We start from the raw sequence: 26,246 nt of genomic DNA, 5'->3' as shown, positions 1-26,246 counted from the left end.
ACGGCCCGATTTCCATTGACCCCCCGGCTGTTTTGCCGCCGAATTGGCGCACATATCAGACGGGAGAACAGGTCTTGAAAATCGGGTTTATCGGCCTCGGCAATGTCGGCGGCAAACTGTCTGGCAGTCTTTTGCGCAATGGCCACGATCTGGCGGTGCACGACCTCAATCCTGAGTTCGTCGCCGGTTTCGTGGCGCGTGGCGCGCGCGATGGCCAAAGCCCCGCCGCGGTGATGCGCGACTGCGAGGTTGTGATCACCTGCCTGCCCTCGCCCGCCGCCAGCGCCGCGGTGGTTGATGCGATGCTGCCCGAGGTTGGCCCCGGCAAGATCTGGCTCGAAATGTCGACCACCGATGAGGCCGAGGTCAAACGCCTTGGCGCGCTGGTCATGGCGCGCGGCGGTGCGGCGGTGGATTGCCCTGTGTCCGGCGGCTGCCACCGCGCCGACACCGGCAATATCGCGATTTTCGCCGGCTGTGATCGCGCGACATTTGAGCGGGTCTTGCCGCTGCTCACCTGCATGGGCCGCCGGGTGTTGCACACTGGCGATCTCGGCTCGGCCTCGGTGTTGAAGGTCGTGACCAACTACCTGGCCACCGCCAATCTGATCACCTGCGCCGAGGCTTTGGTGACCTGCAAAGGCGCCGGAATGGACCTCGCCACCGCTTATGAGGCCATCGCCATCAGCTCGGGAACCAGCTTTGTGCATGAGACTGAAAGTCAGGTTATCCTCAACGGCTCACGCGATATTTCGTTTACGCTGGATCTGGTGAAAAAGGACATTGGCCTGTTTCAGGACGTGGCCAACCGGGCCGGCGTGCCACTCGAGATGAACCCGCTGATGATGCAGATCATCGACGACGGCATCGCGCGCTATGGCCCGCGCGAGCTTTCGCCAAACATCATCCGCAGGTTGGAAGACGCCACCGGGCTCGACATTCGCGCGCCGGGATTTCCGCCGGAAATGACCGATGAGGAACCGGAAGAACCCGGATACGAGGTGGTGCCAAGGGGGCGGTAAAGCCCCCCTATCGCACCTCGTAACGCCCGGTTTTAGCTGTCCAATTCGACGATGGCCACGTCGTTGCCGCGCACGGTCAACGCAACCTTACCATCGCACAGCCGAAGCGCATCGCGGCCAAAGACCTCCATCCGCCAGCCGCGCAGCGCCGCCACATCGCGCAAGCCCGCCGCCAAAGCATCAAGATCGGCAGAGGGTGCCACCAGACGCGGCGCCACATCGCTGGCCTCGGTCTTGGCCTTAAGCAGCACGCGCAGCAAATCGGCCAGCGCCGGGTTGACCTGAAGCTTGTCGCGCGACCGGTCCAGTTGCGGCATATCCTCGGGCGGGCAATTCAGCCCAGCCGCGACCGCCGCAATGATACCATCCGCAATATCGCCCCGCCGCGCCTCACGCAGCAACAGCCGGGACCGGCCAAGATCGGCGGCCGATTGCGGCTTGGTCGAGGCCAGCTCCAACAGCGCATCGTCTTTGTACACCCGGTTGCGCGGCACATCGCGCTCTTGCGCATAGGTTTCGCGGAACCGCGCCAACTCTTTGACAACGGCAAGGAATTTCGGCGTGGTTGTGCGGGTCTTAACCCGTTTCCAGGCATCCTCGGGCTGCACCACATAGGTTTCCGGCGCTTCGAGAATCGACATTTCCTCACGTACCCAGGGCGCGCGTCCGGTCTCTTCGATTTTCTTGGCGAGGAATTCATAAATCGTGCGCAGATGCGTCACATCGGCGAGCGCATAAACCTGCTGCGCCTCGGTCAGCGGGCGGCGCGACCAGTCGGTAAAACGCGACGTCTTGTCCAGCCCCTTGCGCGCAATCGAGCGCACCAGCTTTTCATAGCCAACCTGTTCGCCAAAGCCACAGACCATCGCCGCGACCTGCGTGTCAAACAGCGGATGCGGAATCACCCCGGCATCGACGAAAAAGATCTCAAGATCCTGCCGCGCGGCGTGGAACACTTTCACCACGTTCTCATCGCGAAACAGCTCGTACATCGGCTCAAGCGAGAGGTCCCCGGCCAGCGGGTCGATCAGCGCGGCGGTGCTGTCATCCTTGCCCGGCATCGCCATCTGGATGAGGCAGAGTTTCGAGTAATACGTCCGTTCCCGCAGGAATTCCGTATCCACCGTCACATAACGTTCCTGACGCGCAGCCGTGCAAAATTCGGCCAGCTCCGCAGTCGTTGTAATGATACGCATAGGCGCTCTTTTCTGTTGTCGTGGCGCTTCCATTAATCCGAGCATATGACCAATACGCCCGGATGAAAAGGCGCGGACCAATTACGGTTGTTTCAACGTTTTCGCAAAGTTCCGGAGCATGTCCGGGTAGAGCCGGTGTTCTTGGATCAGCACCCGCGCCGCCAGTGTATCGGGCGTGTCATCCGCCGCAACAGGCACCCGCGCCTGCCCCAGAACCGGGCCATCATCGAGCGCGGGCGTGACCAGATGCACCGAACATCCCGCCTCGGCGTCGCCCGCCTCAATCGCGCGGGCATGGGTGTGTAACCCTTTGTATTTAGGCAAAAGAGACGGGTGGATGTTGAGCATCCGCCCCTCCCAACGAGTGACGAAATCCGCCGTCAGCACCCGCATGAAGCCGGCCAGACAGATGATATCAGGCCGCGCCGTTTCCAGCGCCAGTTGCAATTGCTGTTCAAACGCCGCGCGGTCTTTGCCGTGGGGCCGGTGATCCACCACCGCAGTCGGCACGCCCCGCGCCCGCGCTTTATCAAGCCCGCCCGCGTCAGGCCGGTTCGACAGCACCAGACAGGGCCGCGCCGGATGATCGCCGGTCATGCTGTCGACCAACGTGACCATATTCGACCCGCCGCCGGAAATCAGAATCGCAACCCGCAAGCTCATGCAAGAGACCCGCGATAGTTCACCCCCGTGCCTTCGGTCACATGGCCCAGCGCATGGACCTGCTCGCCCGCCTCGATCAACACCTTGATGATGTCGCGCGCGCGGTCTTTGTCGACCACCAGCACCATGCCAATGCCCGAGTTGAAGGTCTTGAGCATCTCGGCCTCGGCCAATTCACCCTGCTCCGACAACCACTTGAACACAGGCGGCATCTCCCAGGCATCGAGATCAATCTCGGCACCCTGCCCGTCGTTTAACACCCGTGGCAGGTTTTCCGTCAGCCCGCCGCCGGTGATATGCGCCAGCGCATGCACGCCGCCCGCCCGCACCGCCGCCAGCGCCTGTTTCACATACAGCCGCGTCGGCGTCAGCAGCGCCGCACCCAGCGTGCCCTCGCCCCAAGGGCAATCATCGTCCCAGCCAAGCCCCGAAATCTCGACAATCTTGCGCACCAGCGAGTAGCCGTTGGAATGCACGCCATTGCTCGCCAGCCCAAGCAGCACATCGCCTGGCTTCACCCCCTCGGGCAAGGCCGTGCCCCGCTCCATCGCGCCGACAGAAAAGCCCGCCAGATCGAAATCGCCCTCGGGATACATCCCCGGCATTTCCGCCGTTTCGCCGCCAATCAGCGCACAGCCCGACTGCACACAGCCCTCGGCAATGCCTTCGATGATCCGCGCGGCGGTCTCGGTCTCAAGCTTGCCCGTGGCGAAATAATCAAGGAAAAACAGCGGCTCCGCACCCTGACACACAAGGTCATTGACGCACATCGCCACCAGATCGATGCCCACGCCATCGACTTCGCCGGTATCAATCGCAATCCGCAGTTTGGTGCCAACGCCATCGGTGGCCGCCACCAAGATCGGGTCTTTATACCCTGCGCCCTTGAGATCAAACAGCGCGCCAAAGCCGCCCAGGCCCGACATCACGCCGGGGCGCGTCGTGCGCTTTGCCGCCGGTTTGATCCGCTCGACAAGCGCATTGCCCGCATCAATATCCACACCTGCCTGGCTATATGTCAGCCCGCTCTTGCCCGCATCCGCGCTCATCGCCCGCTCCGTCATGTTCAAGGTTCTGCTTGTAGAGTTCTGGTCGGGTTAGAACATCGCGCGCCAACACGCAATCTGAAAGCCTTGACGCCCCCTTCCGGGCTGGCTAATTCAGGCGACGGCGGGCCTGTAGCTCAATTGGTTAGAGCAGAGCGCTCATAACGCTTTGGTTGCGGGTTCAAGTCCTGCCGGGCCTACCATACTTTTCAAAGACTTAGCCTAAACTCCCGATTCTAAGATTTGGTTCATTGAACCAAGTCTTAGTTTTAGCGCTCGAATCGGCGTTGTTGCGCAACTCATGCCTGAGGCATGATGCCCCTTTTCCCCGTCGGCGTCATGCCACTCGAACGATCTTAGCGGTGCCGAGCGCATTGAAGCGATTGATGAGGGAGATGCGGATGTGGATTTAGGCGGTTTGTCGATCCGGGTCTCTTGCGGCGATGCGCTCGCCGAAGGCCTTAAGGCAACGCATTTTCGCCTCGATCCGGCTTCGGACATGGTATCCGGTCCATCGCTTCCAGAGCGCCCTGCCACAGTGGCGGGTTGCGCGAAGGGTTTCGTTTCGGGTGATTGCCGCCTGGCAATCCTCTTTCCACGGCCGGCTGTTTTTGCGGATGGGGATGATCGGCGTGGCCTGTCGGTCGATCCCTCTTGTCTTATGATTTCAGCAGGTTTAGGGGGCCATCGGCGCGCCGATACGGGATCTTAACGGCGAGCGTCTTCTGCCGACTGCACAGGGTCGTGTAATCCGGCACCGCCCAGTCCAGGCCCGCCAACTTCAGCAGGCTGACAACTATCCCGGTCGTTTGCCGGAGCGGCAGCTTGAACAGGATCTTGATGGTCAGACAGAACTGGATCGCCGCATCTGAGAACAACGCGGGGCGACCGGGGCTGCTGTCATGCGGTGCGAGCCAGGTCATCTCCTTGTCCAACCAGATCAGTAGCGACCCGCGCTTGCGAAGCGAATCCGTGTAGCTGGACCAGTTCGTCGTGCGGCAGCGGGCGGGTGCAGGCTTGCTCATTCACCCCGTCTAACTGCATGGATTCACATTGTGAATCCATGCAGACAGAGCTCTGCAACAATGCCGCTCGAATCCGGGAATTTGTAAAGTCAGGATACTCCTCAAGCATATGATGTGGACCCCAGTTTTTTTTGAGATCCACATCCTACCGGTTTTAAAGTTTTACAGCGCTCTCAACTGAAAAAATAACCTCGTGGATACGTGCAGAGCACCACAACACTTGCGTTTCAACCGGCGCTGAATCTGACTGGGGAGACTGCTTCGAAACCTGATAGTCGGTTGGCAACGCAAACAGGGCATTAAGAATGGTCTTCAGGCAGCTCTGAGCATGCTCAAAAAACTCGATGAGGTCCTGATCCGTCGCATCTGGCTCGATATGCAACTGATCAAGCGCAGCAAGTGCGCCAAGAGCCTGCCGATGTCCCGAATTAGTGATAACGCGTCCCAACAGTTCGCGCTCGGAAACAAGCCACACGCTTAGCCTGTAAAGCGCGTTTTCTGCATGGGAAAAGCACGGCGCAGATAAGTCGGGATTTACGATGGTCGTTAAGTTCATTGCGAACCTCGAATTTGAGAGTCCGGAGCATTCCGCTCGATAGCCGCGTCGGATTGGGCGACGATAAGCGTCGCCACGGCTGACAAGAAAGAAGGCGGACTGAGTGTTTTCGTATCCGGCCGCCTCTGGGGAATATATTGGCGCTTTCTTCAAATGACGAAACCGATTTTGAAAGAAAGTTTATCAAACGTAAGATTTGTCCCTTTCTTACGGAGAAATCATTTTTTGGAGAAGGGCCAAGAGCGGGAAACATGACACAAAAAAGGTATTCGGCATTGAGCGTTTAAAATTCTCAAATCATGCGTTGATCCGTTTCGCCCTCCAACTTCGACACCCCCCCCCGTGGTCTCTCAAAATTCAGGAAAAAAAACGAAAATCTATCTATATTGGCCATTCCTCGAGAAACCAAAGAAAATAAGTCGTTGATATTGTTAAATAATTATGTTGACGCCAATTAGATCAGATGTATCTTGCATTTAACGAGGAACCGATATGGCACAGGTTTGGTGGATAAATCTAATGAAGGTAGTTGGAAAACATTGCTATTGTTTCGCCTTAGAGAAACCGAGGTTTGGCGGTTTGCTTAGGGTTCATTCGGAATAAAAGGTCGAGATTTTTCAAAATTACGAAGCATCATATCCTGAATCATTACTTCACTGCCCCACCCGAAACGTACCGAACGAAATGGAGACGTCAGAATGAAAGTTTATACCCCAAACCAGCTTGCTGAGCGTTGGAGCTGCTGTAGCAACACAATCAGAAATGCTATCATTTCTGGAGAGTTACAGGCCTTTCGTGTCGGTCGACTTCTTCGCATTCCACAAGAATCGGTTGAAAATTTCGAGCGGCGATTCGTGCCAAATAGCTGAAAAAATAGGACTTGAGGACGATCAGTAAGCTTAGCGATGGCGATAGGATCTCGTCCATGACTTCAACGCAACTCGCAAAGCGTTGGTCCTGTTCACCCAACACAATACGAAAACTAATTCGAGACGGCGAGTTGAAGGCGGTTCGAAACCGCACAAGCCATGTCCGCATAGAGATAACGGTTATTGAGGAGATAGAAGCATGCAACCTTTCAGAATTGGGAAATATCGGGGTGGGCTCGCTGTCACATTCAACAGCTCCGACGGGACAAGGCATCGATACTCCCTTAAGGCAAAAAATAAGAAGGATGCGACGCCTGAAGCAGTGGAGATTGTAACTGAATTCTTTAAAAAGGCACCGACCGAGATAACCACCGATGAGATCTGCGCAGCTTACCGAAAAAGCCTTGGAGATCGACCAACGGCGAAGCGATTGACGGAAAATCAAGCTTTTCGAAAATTCTTTGGTCCATTCAAACCGCATCAAATCACGGAAGAGCTGGTATTAAGCTACCAAAAGAGTCGAGTTCATGTGCGAACTGGAGAGCCAGTTTCCGATGAAACGCTTTGGACAGAGCTGGGTTCCCTCCGTGACGCCTTTAACTACGCTCGCAAACGGAAAATGATATCGGTTGAAGACGTACCATACATTCCCCGACCATCTAAACCTGCGCCGAGGGATAAGCCGCTCTCGAGACCTGAAGTGGCGAAACTTCTGCAAGCATCTCAATCCGTACCACACCTCTACATTGCATTATTGCTGCTTTTGGGCACAGCGGGCCGGCTGTTGGCGGTCCTCGAATTAGATTGGAGCCGAGTTGATTTCGAGCGAGATATCATTGACTTGAGGTTGGAGAAAAAAGGGCCGCGAAAGGGGCGAGCGGTAGTCCCCATGAATGCTGGCCTAAAAACCGAACTTCTGAAATGGCAGCGAGTTTCAGAATGCGATACAGTTGTATCCTATCATGATGAACCAATCAAATCGTAACCGCTCCGTTGCTACCGCGGTGATTTTGCCTTGATCCGGGCGACAAGGTCGGTGTCATCGACAAAGTCGTCGAGGAAGTCGTGCCAGGTCTGGGTTGTCAGGCGTGCTTCTCTGATCATGTCAGCCAGCTCTTCGATGCCGTAATCGGTGAGGCCAGTCATGCCCTCCTCTTGCCCTGTATAGATGCGGATGATGCTGCCGTAGGTCAGATTATCATCGTTGCGGATGATTGCCTCGAGGAGGTCTTGGTCTTCGCCAAGCATTTTCGCGACGTGGGCGATTGTGCAAACATGCGTCACTGCTGCCATCAGGCTGCCTTCGATTGCGCGGTTCCAACGGGCACCCAATTCCAAGGTAGCAATTCGTCGAGACGGTTGATCTTGTGATCATGGATGCGGTCGAGAATGTTGGCCAGATAGGCCTGCGGATTGAGGCCGTTGAGCTTGGCGGTCTCAACGATCGTCATGGCCCGGACAAGGGTTTCCGCACCGGTATCGGCCCCGGCAAAAAGCCAATTTTTGCGGCCTATGCCAATCGGTCTCAGGGCGCGTTCGGCCGGGTTGTTGTCGATTGCCACGCGGCCATCCTCAAGGAACAAGCAGAACGGCGTCTGACGGCTCAGACCATAGCGGAATGCCTTGGCGAGATCGCCTTTGCCGGGGATGCGCAGGAGCTGTTGTTCCGACCAAGCGAGGAAGGCTTCGACCTTCGGTTTGCTCAGCTTTTGGCGCGCGGCAAGGCGCAGATCGGCAGGCTGGCCTGCGATGTCGCGCTCGATATCGTAGAACGCCCCAATCCGGTCGAGCGCTTCACGGGCGATCTCGGATTTGGTGGATGCCCAGACGTCATGGAAGTCGCGTCGCAGGTGCGCCCAACAGGCGGCCTCGCGGAAGCGCGTGGTTCCGTCCGGTTCTGGGTCATAAAGCTTGGCATACCCCTTATAACCGTCAGCCTGCAGGATGCCGCAGCCTTCCGAGAGGTGCCGCAAAACATGCTCTTCTTTCCAGTCCGGGGCGAAGTAATAGATCGCCCCCGGTGGCGCTGAACCCGCCCATGGGCGCTGATCACGAACATAGGCCCATATCCGGCCCCTTTTTACGCCCTTGCCGAGGCCCTTGTCGCGCAAGGACCGGTCCAGCACACGGATTGGCGTGTCGTCCGCATGCAGCAGATCACTGCCCATAATATCAGCCTCGATCCGCTCGATAAGCGGCTGGAGGGTTTTCATGGCACGTCCACACCAGCTGACAAGCGTGCTTTCGGGAATATCTGCGCCCATGCGGGCAAAGATCTCGTGCTGGCGATACAAAGGAAGATGATCGTCAAACTTTGAGACCAGAATATGGGCCAGCAGGTTCGGACCCGCCATGCTGCCGGGGATCGGGCGGCTTGGAGCGGGCTCCTGCACCATCTTCTCGCAGCGACGACAGGACTTTTTGATGCGGGCAATCTGGATCACCTTCATCTGGGCTGCGATCATATCAAGCAGTTCGCTGACATCCTCGCCCACTACACGTAAATCACCACCGCAATCAGGGCAGCAAGTGCCAGGATCGAGTTCACGACGCTCGCGCGGCGTTGCGTCAGAGACGCGCGGACGACGGCGGAGCTTCGGAACTGCCGTCTCATCGGGTGCTGGCTCATTCTGACCTTCATCGATGAGGTCATCATCCCCTTCGGCGACAGCGACCAACAGGTCTTCCAGCGCCAGTTCCAATTGTTCGATCTCGCGCTCGATCTTTTCCGACGTTTTGCCAAAGGCCAGTTTCTGCAGCTTGGCGATCCGCAAACGCAGTGCCTGAACAAGTTGGTCATGGACACGCAACGTGGCCGATATCTTGGCATTCTCTGCCTGCAAAGCAGCGATCATTGCCTTCAGAACAGCGGGATCATCAGGAAGATTTACAACATGGTTTGACATGCGTCCAACTACCATGGCGCAAGTGGAAGCGCCATAAAAACAAGGCTAATCAGGCGGATAATTCACCCAACTCGAGCCGGTGGTGCGCCCCAGTTCGGGCGACGCCAATCTATCCCTTCCCACAACATTGCCAACTGCGCCGAGGTCAGCCGCGCCGCGCCCTCTGTCGCTGCGGGCCAGGGAAATCGACCGCGTTCGAGCACTTTGTAATAGAGGCAGAACCCCTGACCGTCCCAATAGAGAAGCTTCAGCCGGTCGCCCCTGCGCCCCCGGAAGGCAAAAACCGCACCGCCTGTCGGCTTCTGGCGCAAGACATCTTGGACCAGAGCTGCCAGACCGGCGATGCCCTTCCTCATGTCCGTGACGCCGCAGGCCAGATACACCCGAACGCCGGTCCCCGGGCCGATCATGCCGCCTCCACCGCTCGGATCAGCAGCGTCAGCAACGCCGCGTCCATGTTGCTGTCAAAGCGCAGGCAGCGCCCGCTGCGTAGACGCAATTCGACCGGCTTGGGCTCTGCTCCGGGGGACGCTTCGGAGATGGCGGGAACGCGGTGCGCGGGTGGAATATCGACAGCAAGGAACAGCACGCCGCTCTCCGGCGGCAAAAGCCCTTTCTTCTTCAGATCATGGCGCCAGGCATAAATTTGTTGCCGTGTCACATCATGGCGCTGCGCAACTTGCGTCACTGTCGCATTATCGATCCCGACCGACATGACGATCCCGAGCTTCTCTTCATCGCTCCACCGCCGCCGCCGCTCAAGTCCAAGAATTTCACCCCGCATCAACACCCCCGCATAAGACACGTCGCAAACGACGTCGTTATGCACGTGTCTTAGCCCATCACGCCAAAATCAGGCAGGCGGTAGCAACGGAGCGGTTACATCAAATCTATCAAAACGGCGTTTTATGCAGCCTTAGAAAGAGCGGGGCTCCAAGACGTAAGAGTTCATGACATTCGCCATACATCGGCGGTTTGGATGTTGGAGTCTGGCTCATCAATTCAGCGAATTAGTCAGTACCTCGGCCATTCCTCAATACAACAGACTTTTAAAGTCTATGCTCGTTATCAACCTGATTTTCTTCGTGCTGAGGCGGCTGCACTCGACGTTACACCGTTACTTGCATACGATCCCGAACATGAAGTGATCGCCGAACGCGACCTTCAAAGCGGTGTTGGCATTCACTTCACAAGCACGCAGACATCAATAACTATTGATCGAAAAATCGAGCCTGAATTTGCAATTTTTGTTAAAGAAAATTCGGACACGGTGCTGTCTGATCTAAGGACGAAGTTTGAGAAATTACGAAAGGTATCATAGTCTTGTGTCCGATGAGCGAGACCAAGAAAAACAAGCAGATATCGGGTCCATTAGGTGATGAACCTCGCGATTGGCTTTGTGCTTAGGCTCAGGACCCATTGATCTGCTTGAGGCTACGTCGGCAGCGTGATTCAAGCTCCCAAACTGACGGGGGTGATGATGAGCAACCTTTTCTGGCTAACGGACGCGCAGATGGACCGGCTTCGGCCGTTTTTTCCCAAGAGCCATGGCAAGCCGCGGGTGGATGACCGGCGTGTTCTGAGTGGAATAATATTCATCAATCGCAATGGCTTGCGCTGGTGCGACGCGCCCGCGGAATACGGCCCGGCCAAAACGCTCTATAACCGCTGGAAACGATGGAGCGACAAGGGCATTTTCGCGAGGATGATGCACGGCCTTGCGTCGGAGGCAGCGGTTCCAAAGACGGCGATGATCGACGCGACCTATCTGAAGGCGCACCGCACGGCGAGCAGTCTGCGGTCGAAAAAGGGGGGCCCGACGACCAGCGGGGGCGCGCGATCGGCCGAACCAAAGGCGGCATGAACACCAAGCTGCATGCCGTCACCGATGCCGAGGGACGACCGATCCGGTTTTTCATGACCGCGGGCCAGGTCAGCGACTACACCGGCGCTGCGGCCCTTCTTGGCAGCCTGCCATCGGCACAATGGCTTCTGGCCGACCGGGGCTATGACGCCGACTGGTTCAGGGAAGCGTTGAAAGACAAGGAGATAAAGCCCTGCATCCCTGGCCGGAAGTCCCGCGCCAAGCCCGTCAAATACGACAAGCGCCGCTACAAACGCCGCAACAGGATCGAGATCATGTTCGGGCGCCTGAAGGACTGGCGCAGGATTGCCACACGCTACGACCGATGCCCGAAAGTCTTCCTCTCCGCCATCGCCCTCGCCGCAACCGTCATGTTCTGGCTATGAAACGAGAACGAGTCCTGACCCTAAGTTCGCCTACGACACTGTTGCAACTGTCCGTCGTCATATAAAATGGGCGCTGTTGCAGAAAGGCGGCCTGAGGCGTTTAGTTCCACTTGCCCGTGCAGGCTCAGGCCCCGCGGACGACCTCGGCGGTGCCGAGCGCGTTGAAGCGATTGATAAGGGCGACCCGGATGTGGATTTCGGCAGTTTGGCGATCGGGATCCCGCGCGGCGATGCGCTCACCGAAGGCCTTTAGACATCGCATCTTGGCCTCCACGCGGCTGTGGGCGTGGTATCCGGTCCACTGCTTCCAGAATGCCCGACCGTAGTGACACGTGGCGCGCAGGGTATCGTTGCGCGCCTTGGCAGCCGGGCAGTCCTCATTCCAAGCCCGACCGTTCCTTCAGAATGGCGCGGGCATCATAGCCCGCATTGCTGATAGGAACTTGGTTTGCGGAACCCATCAGGCAGGGCCAGCGGTCAGCCTTTCTTCTTGAGGTCGTGCCGCCAAGCGTAAATCTGCTGCCGCGTCACTTAATGGCGCTGTGCTGCCTGAGTCACCGTTGACCCGTCGATCCCAACAGACGGGACAATCTCGAGCTTGTCCCCGTCACGCCAGAAAGTAAGCAGTTTCCCGGCCCCACCTTCCGGTCGTCCTGACAATTTGCGAGACCCTGCTCGGGCGTAGATTTGTTTGGAGGGCTCCATGGGAGATCGTCGGGATATCCATTTGGAGCCCGGTTTCATCGGTGAGATCGTGATCGGTGCCAAGGGTCATCGTCGCTGGCCGGACGAGATCAAGGGGCGGATCGTGGCCGAGACGCTTGGCCCAGAGTGAACAGAACGCGCGGCTGGAGGCTCTGATTGCGGCCCTCAGGCAAGCCATGTTGGGGCGCAAATCCCAGAAGATCGATCCCGATCTGTTCGAACTGGCGCTGGAGGATATCGAGGCTGGGATCGCCGTGGTCGAGGCGGAGGGCGAAACCAATGAGCTGGTCACGCCGACACAGACCTCTTGGCCCCGCAAGACCAACCGCGGTTCACTGCCGAAACACCTGCCGCGGATCGAAGAGGTGATCGAGCCGGAAGCGACCACCTGCGCTCGCGGGACCGAACGCCATGTGATCGGTGAAGATGTGTCGGAACGGCTGGATGTGATCCCCGCCCAGTTGTAGGGGTGCGCGTATTTTTTCGTTCGAGAGACTACAGCGCAACGACCTACAGGCGTACTGTGGGCAAATTATTTCGTCAGGCGGGCCCATAATTTTTCGCCTGTTCAGTATGCGCTCTTGGTGCTGGAAATGTCGAATTTCGATCTTGCGCACCCCATTGCTGGTTGGGCTGATAGACGAAGGACGGCTGTGCCCAATCACGGATGGGCTTGCTGCGCATACCGCCAAGGATGGCCAGCTTATCGGTCGGGAAGGAAAGAGGTCACCGGGGCTTTGTCTTTTAGGCCGTTTGGCACTGGGTAGCGTTGTGGCCGCCGACTCCCTGCACGACTGCTTCGGTGAGGCGTCGCACCGCTTGGCGCAGGGCGTGGTGGAGCGGTTGGGACCATCGCATTTCGGGACTGGCTGATCCACGAGTTGCGCGAAGCCGAGCCGATATCGGCGTTAAAACCCCACAGGCTAAATAGCAACCTCGGCCCACAGCAGACTTTGGACCAGCCTTCCAATGCCGCAGCGCGGCTTCCCCAGACCAACCGTTTGTGCATCTCGCAGCATTTTCGGCGGCTGATAGACCGGAGCGCGGGACAAGCCGGCGTCGATCAAAGTAATTTGAATGGCTGCTTTACGAGGGAGCATTGAGTATAAGGACACAAAGTTCCTTGTCAGGTACAGAAACAATGCCAGAATCGGATGAGAATGGCTGGACGTCTTCCGCGCCTGCTTGGATAAAGCGCATGGGAGATGATGGAGATTTCTCGCGCCAGCATGTTCTCGATCAGCCAATGCTCGCTCGCGTCTTATCCAAGCGACCGGCAAGTGCGCTGGACGTCGGATGCGGAGAGGGTCGATTCTGCCGTATGCTTGCACAGCATCAAGTTTCGACCGTTGGCATCGACCCTATTGAAGCGATGATTCAAGAGGCGAGAACTCGTCATCCGTATGGAGAGTACCAAGTCGCCTTTGCAGAGGATTTACCCTTCGGCGAAGGCACTTTCGATCTTGCAGTGTCATATTTATCTTTGATTGACATAGATCTATTGGACGACGCCGTCGCGGAAATGACGCGTGTCCTGAAGCCGGGCGGGCGACTTCTTATTGCAAATCTTTCCAGTTTCTCCACGTCCAGTGCCATCTTTGGCAAACGCCATTGTAGAGAAACAGGTGAGCAACTACGCCCGCTTGGAAAATACCTTGCGACAGAAAAGGCATGGTTCGAATGGGATGGGTTACGAATTCAAAACTGGCACAGACCACTTTCAACCTACATGCGTGCGTTTCTTTCTGCGGGCCTCACATTGCGCTATTTTGATGAGCCTTCTCCTTCGGGGGGACCGCCGGAGCGCGTAAAGTCCTACGACAATATGCCTTACCTCACGATGATGGAGTGGGAGAAGTAAGAGGCGCGCGGGAGCTGCCATTCGTGCCCTGCGCAGCATCATGTATATTGGGGCTCTCTGCCGCCATTAGATCGTTTGCAGCATTTTCACATCTGGCGCGCGCCATCACTGACAAAGACGGCCCGTAGCTGCCGTCCGGGTCTTAGAAACTTGCTGCGCAACAGCATGCAGAAAGCCGACATTCCACTGCGGTCGGCGAACGTTCGGAACCGTCGAAATCCGTTCTGGGCAATCTTCGCGTGTTTGCCGCGCCTTCAAACGTTTAAAACACCAATTCATCATGTCTCGTCCGGTGCGGGTTAATCTGCTTCGGCCACAGCCGCATCCGACAGAACTGTGAGGAGAGGACACTCTGGCGCGTCCGAACCGCTGCACTTCGCAATCGTTTGCGCCAAGATAGTCTCGATGTTCTGAAGATCACTTATCTTTGCCCGCACGACGTCGAGATGATGCTGCCCACGCTTCTCAAATTCTGCGCAAGTGTGGCTGCCGCGATCTACCAGGCTGAGCAGCCCTCGGATTTCCTCCATCGTAAAGCCAAGTTCACGCGCCCGCATGATGAAGCCAAGCCGCTCAACATGTGCCGCCCCATAGCGGCGGTGCCCGGCGGGGCTGCGCGGTGGGTCGGGCATCAGGCCGACGCCTTCATAATAGCGGATGGTCTCGAGGTTGCAGCCGGTCAGGCGCGCAAGGTCAGAGCGTTTAAGGTCGCTCGCAATACCGTGATCACCAGACATGCATTTCCTCCTTGATCCTGTAGTTGCTACAGACCCTATCTTGCAAGTCATCACAGGGCAACAAAGAGCAAAGCGATGACAGATCACACCACCGCGACCACCAACCAGCACGAAGACCGATCCGGTTGGTTCGCCACCGGCGCTGGCGTTCTCGGCGCGCTCGCCATGACATCCTGCTGCATCCTACCGCTTGTTCTGGTCAGTCTGGGTGTGACCGGGGTCTTCATCGGGCAGCTTACCGCTCTCTATGCCTACAAGTGGGTGACTTTGAGCTTCGCGGCAGCAGCGCTCGCCTACGGGTTCTGGAAGGCCTACAGCCCGGTGCCCACTGAAACCTGCACGGACGGCACCTGTGCGCGCCCGATTGATCGCGGGCTGATGCGCGGGATGCTTTGGGGCGCATTGCTTGTCGTGCTTCTCGCCCTTGCCTTTCCGGCACTCTCGCCCTTCCTTTTGACATTCTGACCATGAGGTCTCCTATGAAACTTCTTATCTCCATCACGGCCCTTATCCTTTCGGCCGGCGCAGCAATGGCCGCAGAGGCCACCACAAGCGTGGCTGTCGAAGGGCTCACCTGTCCTTCGTGCAGCTACATCGTCGCCACCGCCATGAAGCGCGTGGAAAGCGTTGAAATCCTGGAGTTCATCGAGGGCGATGCGGAAACCGGTCTTTATGTCCTGCGCTACGATGATGCGCTCACCGATCCGGAGGCCATCATCGCCGCCGTGACTGGCGTTGGCTATGGCGCGTCATTGGCCGCGGAGAGCGGATCGTGAATGAGGAAAAGGCACCCGATAACCAGAGCCGTCTGCTGAAGGTCGGTCTTATCGGCACGGTCATTGTCGCCCTCTGCTGTTTCACGCCTGTGCTGGTGATCCTATTTGGCGCGGTCGGACTGTCGGCGTTGCTGGGCTGGCTCGACTACGTGCTGCTGCCTGCACTCGCCATCTTCATCGCTATTACAATTTACGCGCTCTGGAAGCGCCGCAATTCGGAGAACCCCTCATGAAAGACAGCACTTCCCCCAAGAACCGCTCCTATGATCTCGCCGTGATCGGCGCCGGCTCCGCTGGCTTCTCCGCCGCCATCACCGCCGCCGAGGCCGGTGCCCGCGTGGCACTGATCGGCGCAGGCACCATCGGCGGCACCTGCGTTAACGTGGGCTGCGTGCCGTCCAAAGCCCTGATCCGCGCGGTCGAGAGCCTGCATCACGCGCGTGCTGCGACCCGGTTTGGTGGGATTGAGGCCGAGGCCCGCGTGACTGATTGGGCGGCTACAGTTGCGCAGAAACAAGCGCTGGTCGAAGAATTGCGCGGGGCGAAATACGCGGATGTTCTGACCCGGCATGAGAATGTCGATTATGTCGAAGGCCGGGCGACATTCGATGATGAAGGCAAGTTGACGGTCGATGGCAGCCTCTTCCCGGCGGCAAAAATCATCATTGCCACCGGCTCCCGCCCGCATGCGCCTGCGATTCCGGGGATTGAGGAAGTTGACACGCTCGACAGCACGTCAGCGCTGGAGTTGACCGCTCTGCCTGCCTCCATGCTGGTTCTCGGCGCGGGCTATATCGGCGTGGAACTGGCGCAGCTTTTCGCGCGCGCCGGTGTTGCCGTGACGCTGGTTAGCCGCCGTGGTGTGCTTCCCGAAGCGGAGCCTGAGGTCTCGTCAGCGCTTGAAGGTTACTTGGCCGACGAGGGCATCCGACTGGTGCGCGCAAAAGGTTACGATCGCATCTCGAAGCAGGACAACGCCATCGCACTGCACCTCTCGGATGACGAATTCCTGACAGCAGAACGGCTCGTGCTCGCAACGGGCCGCGTGCCAAACAGTGACGGGCTGAACCTCGCTGCCGCCGGGATTACGGTGGATGTGCGCGGGGGTATCCAGACTGATGCTCAGATGCGCACCACGAGCCCCAACATCTGGGCGGCAGGTGATGTCACTGGCCGCGATCAGTTCGTCTATATGGCCGCCTATGGCGCCAAGATCGCCGCCCGGAATGCTGTGGCGGGTGAGACACGCACCTACGACAACGCAACCATGCCTTGGGTCGTCTTCTCTGATCCGCAGGTAGCCGGTGTCGGGCTTGGCGAAGCCCAGGCCCGCTCCGCGGGCCATGAGGTCGTGACCTCCGTCCTCCCCCTTGACGCCGTGCCGCGTGCGCTGGCGGCCCGCGACACGCGCGGGTTGATCAAACTGGTGGCCGAGGCCGGGAGCAAACGGCTGCTGGGCGCGCAGATCATCGCGCCGGAGGGTGCCGACAGCATCCAGACCGCATCGATGGCGCTGAAGGCGGGGCTGACCTACGAGGAACTTGGCGATACCATCATGCCTTATCTCACCACCGTTGAAGGGATGAAGCTGGCGGCCCAAACTTTCGAGAAGGACGTTGCCGCTCTGTCGTGCTGTGCGGGGTGAAAACATGATAGATCGATCTTCGAAAGACCTGCTCGGCACGATGCGAAACAGTATCCTTGCGTGGTGGCTGCCGCTTGGTGCCATGCTGGTCGCCATCTCCTTTGGCGATGGGCTTAAAACTGTCATCTGGGTCGCCGCCCTGGCTTGGATGGGTGGGGCCTGCGTGGCAAACTCCCGCCGCTGCGGACGTGTGCATTGCCGCTATACCGGCCCATTTCTACTGGCCATGATCTTGCCGGTGCTGGGCCATGGGTCCGGCTTGCTGTCGCTCGGAGAACAAGGCTGGCTCTGGTTGGGCCTGACGACGGGTCTCGGGATGGCTGGGATTTGGTGGCTTAGTGAACGATTGCTTGGCCGCTATCGTTAAGCCGTCGAGCCGACCCCTCTTACCATTCAGGACCACGGAAGCCTCATGACCGAAACACTTGATCTGATCGTCATCGGCGCCGGCATGGCTGGGGTCAACGCAGCGAAAAAGGCCGCGCAGGCAGGCTGGTCTGTCGCCATCGTGGACGAACTGCCCTACGGCGGCACCTGCGCCCTGCGGGGCTGTGATCCGAAGAAGATGCTGCGCGCCGGGGCCGAGGCGGTCGACGCCGCGCGACTGCTGAGCGGCAAGGGAGTGGCCGGAGACACGCGGATCGATTGGCCCGCGCTGATGAAGCACAAGGAAAGCTTTACCAACCCGGTGCCGGAGAACATGGAAGACGGGCTAAAGAAAGCCGGTGTGCAAACCTTGCATGGATCAGCCCGCTTCACCGCAGCGGATCGGATCGAAATCGAGGGCCATGGCGAAATCACATTCGGTTATGCGCTGATCGCCACTGGCGCGAAACCGCGTCCGCTGGATTTTCCCGGTGTTGATCATCTCATCGACAGCACAGACTTTTTGAACCTGCCGGAACTGCCAAAGCGCATCATCTTCGTTGGGGGTGGCTATATCTCTTTTGAGTTTGCGCATATCGCCACACGAGCAGGTGCCGAGGTCACGATCCTTGATCACAGCGCACGGCAGCTGAAAATGTTCGATCCCGATCTGGTCGATATGCTGCTGGAGCGCAGTCGTGCGGTGGGGATCGAGATCATTTCCGAAGCAACCCCCGAAAAGATTGAAGCTGCCGCCAAGGCGCAGCGCATCTTTTACAGCAAAGACGGCAATACTCATGTCAAAGAGGCCGATCTTATCGTTCACGGCGCAGGTCGGGTGCCCGCCGTTGATGAGTTGAATTTAAACGCAGCCGGGATCGAAACCGAGCATGGCGGCGTGAAGGTTACCGCATGGCTGCAATCTGCCTCCAACCCCCGCGTCTACGCAGCCGGAGACGCCGCGGCCTCCCCGGGCAAGCCTCTAACCCCGGTGGCTGTCTTCGAAGCCAAGATCGCCACGTCCAACATGCTGAAAGGCAAGCAGACCGAGCCGGATTACACGGGCGTGCCCAGCGTGGTGTTCACCATCCCTGAACTCGCACGGGTCGGCATGCTGGAAGAAGAAGCGCGCGAGACCGGCGATTTAGAGGTGTCATTCACAGATACTTCCGGCTGGTTCTCTCAGAAACGTCTGGGCGAGACCCATGCAGGTGCCAAGATCATCTCGACTTTAGAGGGCAAGATCTTGGGCGCACATATGTTCGGTCCGGACTACGCGGAACTTATCAACTTCTTTTCTCTGGCGATTAAGCTGGGGCTCACGGTCGGTCAGATCAAGACGATGCCCGCGGCGTATCCAACGGGGGCGTCGGATATCGGTTCGATGCTCTAAGGTCGCCAAGTTGCTGCCAGCCCCCGCTTCGAGAGCATGCGACGCGGCAGCCTAACATGACCACAAGGACGTCATAAACAAGTATGTCAGATGCATTGCGCGAGCGTCTGATCTTAATGTCGCGGGGGGCTCTATTGCGCCCGCAGCGAACGACCGCTCTCCGCCCGACTTGCGGGTGGCGCCAGTTGATTCCAGGATCGGTCGAATGTCCAGACTGGGCTGGCAGCGGTCAACCGCAGCGGGGCTGAAGGTCGGTCTTGGCTGAAAACCGTGTGCCGCACCGCCGCAAGGCGGCTAAGAGCCCAGAGTACCAGCTTTCCGTAGTGCAGCGAATGTCGGATTCGATGAGGATGCCGATAGGCAGTAACCGCCGTCAGATGATTTGCCAAAGGATCATGACCTCAGAAAAAGGCGACTTCGGAAAAAACAACTTGAACTTAAATTCTTAAGTTGCAATCTTGAGTTGTATTTAAATTTTTTTAGGAAAATAGTCGACGCGACTATCCATCTATTAATCGAATGTTTGTCGAACAAAACACCGTTGCTAAATTCACGGGATGCAATCTTGCTTTTGGAACAAGGCAGAACACTGCACGTAAAGATGCAAGCCTCAGTCAGCTTGCAACAGGAATTCGCCTTAAAGGCGACTCAAATCTACAAGATCTGCTGACTGATCTGCTTTCGACCGACGAAGGCGCTATTCACGGCAAATTATCGTCGCTTCAGGGTGTCGGTCTTTCGGAACCTGCCACTTTCCATGTGCGCGGACGACACAGACTGGGTTTGCCAATGTTAGGCATCTCCGTGGAGAGTTCCCTTACCCCTTTGCGCGCGCATGTCATTTTTCGTGATTTGGACGAGGCGAATTACGGCAGTCTGTATCCGTTCAGAGGGGTCGTTTCAGAAGAAATATTTGCGGCCGAATGCTATTCCTATCTGATGCTCAGAGCTCTGTCAGATGTAAATCTCGACGCGGTTTTGACCGTTGCCGACATCAAGACGGAGGGTGAAATCTGGCGCAGGTTCGACTGCCTTCTAATCGAAGACTTCGCGAGTGCCGCACTCAATCGGAGGGGGCATCTGTCCCACGACGGCGATCCCAGTTTTGAAGCCACAGACGTCTTTAACTTTTTTCTTTTTCAATGCCTAGTGGGGAACAGCGACTACCACTTCGATTTTTCCGACAGAGGACGCCTGCAGCTTCACAACACGCTTTTGATCTCAAGCGAGGGTCGTCAGATCCCGGTTCCCTACGACTTTCAATATGTCTGTACCGTTGCTCCCGAATACTGGAAATTCGGCCCCGGCGACGAAGCGCATATCGCCCGGCGAAATGCAGAAATGCTGTACCGGATGATGGAAACGATGCCCCAGATCGATTTCTTGTTCTGCTTTGAGGCAATCGACTTTGCCCACTCATTTCTGGGTAGCGTCGAAATGACGGAGTCGATCCGGCTCCGCCACAAGACTTATTTGAACGCACTATCCAATGAGTTAGAACTTTTTATGGAGGGAAAAGATGCCTGTAATTGAATCGGTGGCAACCATCACCGCATCAGCGGCCACATCGGCAATTGGGAATGAATTGATAGGCTCTGTGCTGGATCAGATTGAAGAAACAGTCGACCGGATCGCACAAAACACGTCAATCATCTTTACGAATGTGGTAGAGGATCTGATCTCGCAAATGCAGTCTTCGTTCCGAGAAATTTGGCGCGAGGTATCCGACGATCTGAATAAGCTGGTCCGAGATGTGACAGAACAGGTTCGGGTGCAGATCTATAGTCTATCGTTGGCAGCGGAACAGCTGGTTCACATGATTTCAGACGAACTGGACAACGTCACTGACGAGGCGATACGCAGATTCCGGCAAACTCTTAGCCGCACAGTGATCTATTCTGAGGACTTTGCCTTAGATGAGATTAACGGTACACTCATACTATCTGATGTTTCATCTGACTGGGGATTGCGCGTCACCGGCCTCAACGTAGGCTATGATTCCGAAGACATTCAGTCTTTACTCACACTGATCATCAAACAGCCTAACGGGCCGAAGCTGAAAATTCCAGCCGCAGAACTTAGTGCCAGTGAAGTCGAGTTCGTCATTCCAATCGAATTCATCGAAGAACACAGGACGGATTTCACAATTACCACTTTGGATGCTGAACTGGATATTCTGATCAAGAAGGATCGTCTACTGTTCTTCGACAAGAAATTCCGGAAGGTTCAGCCACTGAAGTTTACGATCGCACCACGTATCTCAGGCGAGATCTTTGCTGCCGCCACCATTGCTGAGTTCGCCTGGGTGCAGCGGGCAGAACTCAACCGCGACTACTCGATCGGCCTGCCGAGCGGACATGCAACCAGTTCGAGCAAAGTCATTACACACCGCTTTCATCATTCCCGCAGCATTCCGCGTGCATCCGTCCCGCCAAAACCGAACGAAACTCGCTTTTACAGCGCCGCTTTCGTCGGTTGTTCAGGCGGTGGCTGTTCGCACGTCTGGCGAAAAGATGTTTCGGTGGTGAACAATGGGTCTCAAATCAACATGTACACCGAGAACAGCAGCCATGCAGTTTCCGTCACTTTCCGTGGCAACGTAGAGCGCTTCGAGCAGGTGAGCGAACATGTAAAGGATGAGCAGAACGTGCCGATCAAGCACGGTCCGGTGATCGAGTGCCGGTTTGAAGCTAACGCCAACAAGTTCCGTTTTACCGGCAAGGATATGGATTTCGGTTTTATCGACCTGGTGGCTGAGAGCGATGCTATATCGACAACATATCCCATGCCTTCGGGTGAGTTTGGCGGTTTGGACCTGTCGCGGTTTGATGCCGCTCCTTTGATAGCATTTACTGCAACAAAGGAGATTGACTATGGGACTGAAACGGACGGACGAATTCCGCCAAGATGCGGTTCGTATCGCACTAACCAGTGGGCTAACACGTAAGCAGGTGGCTGACGATCTGGGTGTTGGCATGTCAACGCTGAACAAATGGATCACCGCGCACCGAGATACAGACGTGGTTTCCAAAGAGGATTTAGACCTCGCCAAAGAGAATGATCGGCTTCGGCGCGAGATCAGGCTCCTCAAGGAGGAGAGGGAGATCTTAAAAAACCGTTCCCGGCCGCAGCCCGCCTGTGCGCAGTATAAACAGCCTGTGCTATGCTGCGCCTGAAGGGCAGTTGCCGATGGCTTATTGGTGGGCTGGACCCCGTTAAAAAACGTGGCACATGGGCTGATGCGCACTTGAGAGTGGTGACGCCGCCATCGCGGTGATCCCGGTTAGGAAGATGACGAACTTGCATAGCCCACGCCCTTCGCCTTGAACGGAGGAGGTGCCATGACGAAGCGTAAATCCGGTGGCCACCCGGACTTGAAGATGGTCAATCCCAATGCGGCCGCGATCGACATCGGCTCGACGATGCACATGGCGGCTGTGAACCCTGACACCGACATCATGCCAGTGCGCGCCTTTGGGACATTCACACAAGATTTGCACGACCTTGCCGACTGGTTCCGGTCGTGCGGTGTCACCAGCGTGGCCATGGAGTCGACCGGCGTTTACTGGATACCGGCCTTCGAGATCTTGGAAGCGAATGGCTTCGAGGTCATCCTCGTGAACGCCCGTTACGCCAAGAATGTGCCTGGCCGCAAAACCGATGTCAGCGATGCCGGATGGCTGCGTCAGCTACACTCCTATGGTCTGTTGCGTGGCAGTTTTCGGCCTGAGGCCGAGATCGCCACCTTGCGCGCCTATATGCGCCAGCGCGAACGCCTGACAGAATATGCCGCCGCTCACATCCAACACATGCAGAAGGCGCTGATGGAGATGAACCTGCAACTGCATCATGTCGTCTCCGATATCACAGGCGGGACCGGTATGCGGATCATCCGCGCCATCGTCGCTGGCGAGCGTGATCCGGAGGCTCTCGCCGCGTTCCGGGATGTTCGCTGCAAATCCTCTATGGACACGATCAAGGCCGCGCTGGTCGGCAACGACCGTGAGGAGCATGTCTTTGCCCTGACACAGTCGCTGGAACTTTACGATTTCTACAAATCGCAGATCGAAGCATGCGACCGCAGGCTCGAGACGGCGGTCGGAGCGCTGACTGCCAAGGCAGATGGAGATCTGGCCCCACTGCCCAAGGCACGGATCAAGTGCAAGCAGCACAACGCGCCGTCTTTCGATGTGCGCGCTGCACTTTACGGGGTGCTGGGCACGGACCTGACGCAGATCCATGGCCTTGGGCCGTCGCTGGCTTTGAAGCTGGTGGCCGAATGCGGCACGGATTTGCGCGCGTGGAAGAGCGCCAAGCACTTCACGTCGTGGCTCTGTCTGGCGCCGGGCAACAAGATCTCTGGTGGCAAGCTGCTGTCTTCGCGGACACGCCGATCTTCAAGCCGCGCCGCTGCACTTCTGCGTCTTGCAGCCGTCACGATTGGCCGAAGTGACACGGCCCTCGGTGCGTTCTATCGACGCCTCTCGGCCCGGATCGGCAAGCAGAAGGCGGTGACCGCAACGGCGCGCAAGATCGCAGTTCTGTTTTACAACGCTGTGCGGCACGGCATGACTTACCAAGATCAAGGCGCCGCAGCTTATGACGAACGACATCGGCAACGTGTGCTGTCAAACCTTCAACGGCGCGCCAAGACCCTCGGATTTGCATTGGCGCCCATCCCGGAGACAGCGGCTGTTTCTTAGGAAGGCCACCCAATTCTTCGCGGGTCTAAAGCAATGAGGTTTAGGTTCATCGAAGAGCACATGTCCAGCTTCCCAGCCAATCGCTTGTGCGATGTCGTTGGTGTCAGCGCACGCGGTCTACGTGCCTTCCGCAGTCGTCCTGCCAGCCGTCGGCAGCGGTCAGATCTGGTGACCTTGGCCCACATCAAAGAACAGTCCCGTCTTAGTTTGGGCAGTTATGGAAGGCCACGGATGACCGAAGAACTGAAAGAGATTGGTCTGGATGTCGGGCACCGCCGTGTCGGGCGCTTGATGCGTCAGAACGGCATATCTGTGGTCAGGACGCGCAAACACAAGGTGACCACAGACAGCAATCACAAGTTCAATATCGCGCCAAACCTGCTGGATCGTGACTTCAACGCAGATGGGCCAAATCAGAAATGGGCTGGTGACATAAGCTACGTCTGGACCCGTGAGGGATGGCTGTATCTGGCTGTGGTCATAGATTTGCATTCCCGTCGTGTCATCGCCCTCTCATGGTTTGCAAAGGCAAACCACTGCCGGGTAACAGGTGGGCTGTGAGCAATCGCATGAAGCGCGATCTTGCGATCCGGGCTTTGAAAATGGCCATCGCGTTCCGGTCACCGCCGAAAGACTGCATCCACCACACGGATCGCGGCAGCCAAGGCGGATTCAACTGGTCGTCGCAACGGTTCCAGATTGGAGGTTGTGATGACAACACACAAACGAGCTTCGGATCGAAGCACCCGAGACAAGATGCGCTCGCCAGGACGGCCCAAAGTGGCAGATCGCGCTCAGCAAGTTTTGTTTTGGCGATTGATTGAACAGGGCATTTCCAGCGAAGAAGCCGCAGTTCAAGCTGGAGCGTCTGCCCCTGTTGGCAGTCGTTGGTTTCGAGAGGCCGGAGGCATGCCGCCATCACAATACTCCAGTTCCGCACCGCCACCTTCGGGGCGCTATCTCTGTTTTGCAGAACGTGAAGAGATTGCGCTTTGTCGGGCTCAAGGTTTGGGCGTCAACGCGATCGCCCGTAAGATTGGCAGAGCTGCTTCTACGATTTCCAGAGAATTGCGTCGTAATGCAGCAACGCGCAGCGGCGGTTTTGAGTATCGCGCGACAACCGCCCAATGGCACGCTGATCGTGCAGCGCGCAGACCCAAGACAACAAAACTGGCACGACATGATATGTTGCGGCACTATGTCGAAGAGCGGCTGTCGGGTCAGATAGCGGGCCCCGATGGGGATGTTGTCGCTGGTCCTACCGTACGCTGGACAAAGCGGCGTTCGGTGCGGCGCCAGCACCGCAAATGGGCCCTGGCTTGGAGCCCTGAGCAAATTGCACGCCGCCTACCGCTGGATTATCCGGATGACCCCTTGATGCGTATCAGCCATGAAGCCATTTATCAGTCCTTGTTTATTCAGGGGCGTGGTGCGCTGCGTCGAGAATTGGTCGCTTGCCTGCGCTCTGGCCGCGCCTTGCGCGTTCCTCGCGCGCGACGAAAGGGTAAAGGCAAGGCTTACGTTACGGACGAGATAATGATCAGTGAACGTCCAGCCGAAGTCGAGGATCGTGCGGTTCCAGGACACTGGGAGGGAGATTTGATCCTCGGTCTTAAAAGCTCTGCGATCGGCACATTGGTTGAACGCAAAACCCGCTTTACGCTGCTGCTTCATTTGCCACCTATGCCCGGCCATGGAACGGGCCTGCGCCTCAAGAACGGCCCAGCTCTTGCCGGGCACGGCGCTGAAGCCGTGCGCGACGCCATCGCCAAATCCATTCAGGATCTGCCCGAACACTTGCGTAAATCACTCACGTGGGACCAAGGTGCTGAAATGGCTCAGCACGAAACGCTGACGTCTGAAACCGGGATCGACGTCTACTTTTGCGAACCTCAAAGCCCCTGGCAACGCGGTTCTAACGAAAACACCAACGGCCTGCTGCGCCAATACTTTCCCAAAGGAACGGATCTAAGTGCGCATGGTGAGGACGAGTTGAACGCCGTGGCACACACACTCAACAGCAGACCCCGCAAAACGCTTGGCTGGAGAACGCCTGCAGAGGCATTGGACGACGTCCTGCGGTAAGATATAAACCAACCGTTGCGACGACCAGTTGAATCCGCCCAATACTGCTCTCACGACTATCAGAAGATCCTGCGTCAGCATGGATTCAAAGTGTCCATGAGCGGTAAAGGAAATTGCTACGACAATGCAGCGGTCGAGACGTTCTTCAAAACCATCAAAGCTGAGCTGATCTGGAGACACCCTTGGGAAACGCGACGGAAGGCTGAGATGGCGATCTTCGAATACATCAACGGCTTCTACAATCCTCGCCGACGCCACTCGGCACTCGGCTGGAAAAGCCCGGTCGCTTTTGAACGAAAGGTGGCATAAACGAGCACTTGGGGCGGCACTAAAGCGTGACAGGTCCACTTCAAGTCCTGCCGGGCCTACCAACTCCGCCACAACTCTGCGCAGTGCTTGCCAGCCGAACCTTCCCGCCGAACCGTGCCGGCCGAACCATGCC

General features: G+C 57.4%; 27 protein-coding genes, 1 tRNA gene and 6 pseudogenes. 23 read left to right on the top strand and 11 right to left on the bottom strand.

The window, feature by feature from the left end; genetic code table 11:
• Positions 1-74 precede the first annotated feature (74 nt).
• Positions 75-1,022, top strand: a complete 948-nt coding sequence (locus ACW9UO_RS02670) for an NAD(P)-dependent oxidoreductase (protein WP_457087444.1) — start codon at positions 75-77, stop codon at positions 1,020-1,022.
• 32 nt (positions 1,023-1,054) lie between these two features.
• On the opposite strand, the gene rnd is transcribed toward ACW9UO_RS02670, so the two are convergent.
• The 3 genes from rnd to purM form a co-directional block, all read right to left on the bottom strand.
• On the bottom strand, positions 1,055-2,218 hold the full coding sequence (rnd, locus tag ACW9UO_RS02665; RefSeq protein WP_457087443.1) for a ribonuclease D: 1,164 nt from the start codon (positions 2,216-2,218) through the stop codon (positions 1,055-1,057).
• A gap of 81 nt (positions 2,219-2,299) precedes the next feature.
• Entirely contained in the window at positions 2,300-2,881 is a 582-nt protein-coding gene (gene purN / locus ACW9UO_RS02660) for a phosphoribosylglycinamide formyltransferase (RefSeq protein ID WP_457087442.1), read from the bottom strand.
• Positions 2,878-3,930 (bottom strand): phosphoribosylformylglycinamidine cyclo-ligase, encoded by a 1,053-nt coding sequence (gene purM, locus ACW9UO_RS02655; RefSeq protein WP_457087441.1) that lies wholly within the window; start codon positions 3,928-3,930, stop codon positions 2,878-2,880. Before purM ends, purN begins: the two co-directional genes overlap by 4 nt.
• A 123-nt stretch (positions 3,931-4,053) precedes the next feature.
• Between purM and ACW9UO_RS02650 the strand changes: the two genes are divergently transcribed.
• Positions 4,054-4,130: transfer RNA gene (locus ACW9UO_RS02650), tRNA-Ile, on the top strand.
• 134 nt (positions 4,131-4,264) lie between these two features.
• Here the strand turns inward: ACW9UO_RS02650 and ACW9UO_RS02645 are convergent.
• A pseudogene (locus ACW9UO_RS02645) lies at positions 4,265-4,952 on the bottom strand (transposase).
• 154 nt (positions 4,953-5,106) lie between these two features.
• On the bottom strand, positions 5,107-5,508 hold the full coding sequence (locus tag ACW9UO_RS02640) for a hypothetical protein (protein WP_457087440.1): 402 nt from the start codon (positions 5,506-5,508) through the stop codon (positions 5,107-5,109).
• Positions 5,509-6,206: 698 nt separating this feature from the next.
• Here ACW9UO_RS02640 and ACW9UO_RS02635 point away from each other — a divergent pair.
• The 3 genes and pseudogenes from ACW9UO_RS02635 (at position 6,207) to ACW9UO_RS02625 (ending at position 7,362) form a co-directional block, all read left to right on the top strand.
• Entirely contained in the window at positions 6,207-6,377 is a 171-nt protein-coding gene (locus ACW9UO_RS02635; RefSeq protein ID WP_457087439.1) for a helix-turn-helix domain-containing protein, read from the top strand.
• Positions 6,378-6,433: 56 nt separating this feature from the next.
• A pseudogene (locus ACW9UO_RS02630) lies at positions 6,434-6,508 on the top strand (hypothetical protein); the annotation flags it as partial.
• 68 nt (positions 6,509-6,576) lie between these two features.
• A complete protein-coding gene (locus ACW9UO_RS02625) occupies positions 6,577-7,362 on the top strand; it encodes a tyrosine-type recombinase/integrase (RefSeq protein ID WP_457088691.1) in 786 nt (261 codons plus the stop codon).
• Positions 7,363-7,373: 11 nt separating this feature from the next.
• Here the strand turns inward: ACW9UO_RS02625 and ACW9UO_RS02620 are convergent, their stop codons facing one another.
• The 4 genes from ACW9UO_RS02620 to tnpA form a co-directional block, all read right to left on the bottom strand.
• A complete protein-coding gene (locus ACW9UO_RS02620) occupies positions 7,374-7,670 on the bottom strand; it encodes a hypothetical protein (RefSeq protein WP_457085819.1) in 297 nt (98 codons plus the stop codon).
• A complete protein-coding gene (tnpC, locus tag ACW9UO_RS02615; RefSeq protein WP_457085818.1) occupies positions 7,670-9,283 on the bottom strand; it encodes an IS66 family transposase in 1,614 nt (537 codons plus the stop codon). The genes ACW9UO_RS02620 and tnpC overlap by 1 nt, the downstream gene beginning before the upstream one ends.
• A 62-nt stretch (positions 9,284-9,345) precedes the next feature.
• The gene (tnpB, locus tag ACW9UO_RS02610; protein WP_457085817.1) at positions 9,346-9,693 is read right to left on the bottom strand and encodes an IS66 family insertion sequence element accessory protein TnpB; all 348 of its coding nucleotides are present in this window, start codon (positions 9,691-9,693) and stop codon (positions 9,346-9,348) included.
• A complete protein-coding gene (gene tnpA, locus ACW9UO_RS02605; RefSeq protein ID WP_457085816.1) occupies positions 9,690-10,067 on the bottom strand; it encodes an IS66-like element accessory protein TnpA in 378 nt (125 codons plus the stop codon). Before tnpA ends, tnpB begins: the two co-directional genes overlap by 4 nt.
• 99 nt (positions 10,068-10,166) lie before the next feature.
• Here tnpA and ACW9UO_RS02600 point away from each other — a divergent pair, with 99 nt between their 5' ends.
• Entirely contained in the window at positions 10,167-10,604 is a 438-nt protein-coding gene (locus tag ACW9UO_RS02600) for a tyrosine-type recombinase/integrase (protein ID WP_457088590.1), read from the top strand.
• 159 nt (positions 10,605-10,763) lie between these two features.
• Positions 10,764-11,533 (top strand): IS5 family transposase gene (locus ACW9UO_RS02595; protein WP_457088589.1). Its coding sequence is split into 2 segments (ribosomal slippage): positions 10,764-11,100 and positions 11,100-11,533, totalling 771 coding nucleotides; the frame shifts between segments, so codons are not numbered across the junction.
• Between the two features lie 124 nt (positions 11,534-11,657).
• Here the strand turns inward: ACW9UO_RS02595 and ACW9UO_RS02590 are convergent.
• Positions 11,658-11,933 (bottom strand): annotated as a pseudogene (locus ACW9UO_RS02590) (IS5/IS1182 family transposase); the annotation flags it as partial.
• A 303-nt stretch (positions 11,934-12,236) separates the two neighbouring features.
• Here ACW9UO_RS02590 and ACW9UO_RS02585 point away from each other — a divergent pair.
• From ACW9UO_RS02585 to ACW9UO_RS02575, 3 genes are all read left to right on the top strand, one after another.
• Positions 12,237-12,368: a hypothetical protein gene (locus tag ACW9UO_RS02585; RefSeq protein WP_457087438.1), complete on the top strand. Its 132-nt coding sequence runs from the start codon at positions 12,237-12,239 to the stop codon at positions 12,366-12,368.
• Positions 12,355-12,705 (top strand): IS66 family transposase, encoded by a 351-nt coding sequence (locus ACW9UO_RS02580; RefSeq protein WP_457087437.1) that lies wholly within the window; start codon positions 12,355-12,357, stop codon positions 12,703-12,705. Before ACW9UO_RS02585 ends, ACW9UO_RS02580 begins: the two co-directional genes overlap by 14 nt.
• A 656-nt stretch (positions 12,706-13,361) precedes the next feature.
• Positions 13,362-14,099 carry a class I SAM-dependent methyltransferase gene (locus ACW9UO_RS02575; protein WP_457087436.1) on the top strand — a complete coding sequence of 246 codons (738 nt, stop codon included), beginning with the start codon at positions 13,362-13,364 and terminating at the stop codon, positions 14,097-14,099.
• 299 nt (positions 14,100-14,398) lie between these two features.
• On the opposite strand, the gene ACW9UO_RS02570 is transcribed toward ACW9UO_RS02575, so the two are convergent.
• Positions 14,399-14,836, bottom strand: coding sequence for a MerR family transcriptional regulator (locus ACW9UO_RS02570; RefSeq protein ID WP_457087435.1), 438 nt, complete (start codon positions 14,834-14,836; stop codon positions 14,399-14,401).
• 75 nt (positions 14,837-14,911) lie between these two features.
• Here ACW9UO_RS02570 and ACW9UO_RS02565 point away from each other — a divergent pair, with 75 nt between their 5' ends.
• The 13 genes and pseudogenes from ACW9UO_RS02565 to ACW9UO_RS02505 form a co-directional block, all read left to right on the top strand.
• Positions 14,912-15,301 (top strand): mercuric transporter MerT family protein, encoded by a 390-nt coding sequence (locus tag ACW9UO_RS02565; protein WP_457087434.1) that lies wholly within the window; start codon positions 14,912-14,914, stop codon positions 15,299-15,301.
• A gap of 14 nt (positions 15,302-15,315) precedes the next feature.
• The gene (locus tag ACW9UO_RS02560; protein WP_457087433.1) at positions 15,316-15,612 is read left to right on the top strand and encodes a heavy-metal-associated domain-containing protein; all 297 of its coding nucleotides are present in this window, start codon (positions 15,316-15,318) and stop codon (positions 15,610-15,612) included.
• Positions 15,609-15,845, top strand: a complete 237-nt coding sequence (gene merF, locus ACW9UO_RS02555; protein ID WP_457087432.1) for a mercury resistance system transport protein MerF — start codon at positions 15,609-15,611, stop codon at positions 15,843-15,845. Before ACW9UO_RS02560 ends, merF begins: the two co-directional genes overlap by 4 nt.
• Entirely contained in the window at positions 15,842-17,257 is a 1,416-nt protein-coding gene (merA, locus tag ACW9UO_RS02550; protein WP_457087431.1) for a mercury(II) reductase, read from the top strand. Before merF ends, merA begins: the two co-directional genes overlap by 4 nt.
• 4 nt (positions 17,258-17,261) lie before the next feature.
• Entirely contained in the window at positions 17,262-17,624 is a 363-nt protein-coding gene (locus tag ACW9UO_RS02545) for a hypothetical protein (protein WP_457087430.1), read from the top strand.
• A gap of 45 nt (positions 17,625-17,669) precedes the next feature.
• Entirely contained in the window at positions 17,670-19,016 is a 1,347-nt protein-coding gene (locus ACW9UO_RS02540; RefSeq protein ID WP_457087429.1) for a dihydrolipoyl dehydrogenase family protein, read from the top strand.
• Positions 19,017-19,535: 519 nt separating this feature from the next.
• Entirely contained in the window at positions 19,536-20,549 is a 1,014-nt protein-coding gene (locus tag ACW9UO_RS02535) for a hypothetical protein (protein WP_457087428.1), read from the top strand.
• The gene (locus ACW9UO_RS02530; RefSeq protein WP_457087427.1) at positions 20,536-21,963 is read left to right on the top strand and encodes a hypothetical protein; all 1,428 of its coding nucleotides are present in this window, start codon (positions 20,536-20,538) and stop codon (positions 21,961-21,963) included. Before ACW9UO_RS02535 ends, ACW9UO_RS02530 begins: the two co-directional genes overlap by 14 nt.
• A pseudogene (locus ACW9UO_RS02525) lies at positions 21,890-22,144 on the top strand (transposase); the annotation flags it as partial. The gene ACW9UO_RS02530 and the pseudogene ACW9UO_RS02525, both read left to right, overlap by 74 nt.
• Positions 22,145-22,357: 213 nt before the next feature.
• Positions 22,358-23,719, top strand: a complete 1,362-nt coding sequence (locus tag ACW9UO_RS02520) for an IS110 family RNA-guided transposase (RefSeq protein ID WP_457085813.1) — start codon at positions 22,358-22,360, stop codon at positions 23,717-23,719.
• Positions 23,720-24,384: pseudogene (locus ACW9UO_RS02515) on the top strand (IS3 family transposase); the annotation flags it as partial.
• 46 nt (positions 24,385-24,430) lie between these two features.
• Positions 24,431-25,804, top strand: coding sequence for an IS30 family transposase (locus tag ACW9UO_RS02510; protein ID WP_457085814.1), 1,374 nt, complete (start codon positions 24,431-24,433; stop codon positions 25,802-25,804).
• Between the two features lie 36 nt (positions 25,805-25,840).
• Positions 25,841-26,113, top strand: a pseudogene (locus ACW9UO_RS02505) (integrase core domain-containing protein); the annotation flags it as partial.
• Between the last annotated feature and the right edge of the window lie 133 nt (positions 26,114-26,246).

The sequence above is a fragment of the Marinovum sedimenti genome, from assembly GCF_054052205.1.
Note: the sequence above shows the minus strand (reverse complement) of the source record. Positions and strands in the feature narration are given on the sequence as shown.

Excerpts from the sequence above, each read along its gene's own strand:
- rnd (WP_457087443.1), bottom strand. The coding sequence starts at position 2,218 with ATGCGTATCATTACAACGACTGCGGAGCTGGCCGAATTTTGCACGGCT.
- purN (WP_457087442.1), bottom strand. The coding sequence starts at position 2,881 with ATGAGCTTGCGGGTTGCGATTCTGATTTCCGGCGGCGGGTCGAATATG.
- purM (WP_457087441.1), bottom strand. The coding sequence starts at position 3,930 with ATGAGCGCGGATGCGGGCAAGAGCGGGCTGACATATAGCCAGGCAGGT.
- ACW9UO_RS02640 (WP_457087440.1), bottom strand. The coding sequence starts at position 5,508 with ATGAACTTAACGACCATCGTAAATCCCGACTTATCTGCGCCGTGCTTT.
- ACW9UO_RS02635 (WP_457087439.1), top strand. The coding sequence starts at position 6,207 with ATGAAAGTTTATACCCCAAACCAGCTTGCTGAGCGTTGGAGCTGCTGT.
- ACW9UO_RS02625 (WP_457088691.1), top strand. The coding sequence starts at position 6,577 with ATGCAACCTTTCAGAATTGGGAAATATCGGGGTGGGCTCGCTGTCACA.
- ACW9UO_RS02620 (WP_457085819.1), bottom strand. The coding sequence starts at position 7,670 with ATGGCAGCAGTGACGCATGTTTGCACAATCGCCCACGTCGCGAAAATG.
- tnpC (WP_457085818.1), bottom strand. The coding sequence starts at position 9,283 with ATGTCAAACCATGTTGTAAATCTTCCTGATGATCCCGCTGTTCTGAAG.
- tnpB (WP_457085817.1), bottom strand. The coding sequence starts at position 9,693 with ATGATCGGCCCGGGGACCGGCGTTCGGGTGTATCTGGCCTGCGGCGTC.
- tnpA (WP_457085816.1), bottom strand. The coding sequence starts at position 10,067 with ATGCGGGGTGAAATTCTTGGACTTGAGCGGCGGCGGCGGTGGAGCGAT.
- ACW9UO_RS02585 (WP_457087438.1), top strand. The coding sequence starts at position 12,237 with ATGGGAGATCGTCGGGATATCCATTTGGAGCCCGGTTTCATCGGTGAG.
- ACW9UO_RS02570 (WP_457087435.1), bottom strand. The coding sequence starts at position 14,836 with ATGTCTGGTGATCACGGTATTGCGAGCGACCTTAAACGCTCTGACCTT.
- ACW9UO_RS02565 (WP_457087434.1), top strand. The coding sequence starts at position 14,912 with ATGACAGATCACACCACCGCGACCACCAACCAGCACGAAGACCGATCC.
- ACW9UO_RS02560 (WP_457087433.1), top strand. The coding sequence starts at position 15,316 with ATGAAACTTCTTATCTCCATCACGGCCCTTATCCTTTCGGCCGGCGCA.
- merA (WP_457087431.1), top strand. The coding sequence starts at position 15,842 with ATGAAAGACAGCACTTCCCCCAAGAACCGCTCCTATGATCTCGCCGTG.
- ACW9UO_RS02545 (WP_457087430.1), top strand. The coding sequence starts at position 17,262 with ATGATAGATCGATCTTCGAAAGACCTGCTCGGCACGATGCGAAACAGT.
- ACW9UO_RS02540 (WP_457087429.1), top strand. The coding sequence starts at position 17,670 with ATGACCGAAACACTTGATCTGATCGTCATCGGCGCCGGCATGGCTGGG.
- ACW9UO_RS02535 (WP_457087428.1), top strand. The coding sequence starts at position 19,536 with ATGTTTGTCGAACAAAACACCGTTGCTAAATTCACGGGATGCAATCTT.
- ACW9UO_RS02530 (WP_457087427.1), top strand. The coding sequence starts at position 20,536 with ATGCCTGTAATTGAATCGGTGGCAACCATCACCGCATCAGCGGCCACA.
- ACW9UO_RS02520 (WP_457085813.1), top strand. The coding sequence starts at position 22,358 with ATGACGAAGCGTAAATCCGGTGGCCACCCGGACTTGAAGATGGTCAAT.
- ACW9UO_RS02510 (WP_457085814.1), top strand. The coding sequence starts at position 24,431 with ATGACAACACACAAACGAGCTTCGGATCGAAGCACCCGAGACAAGATG.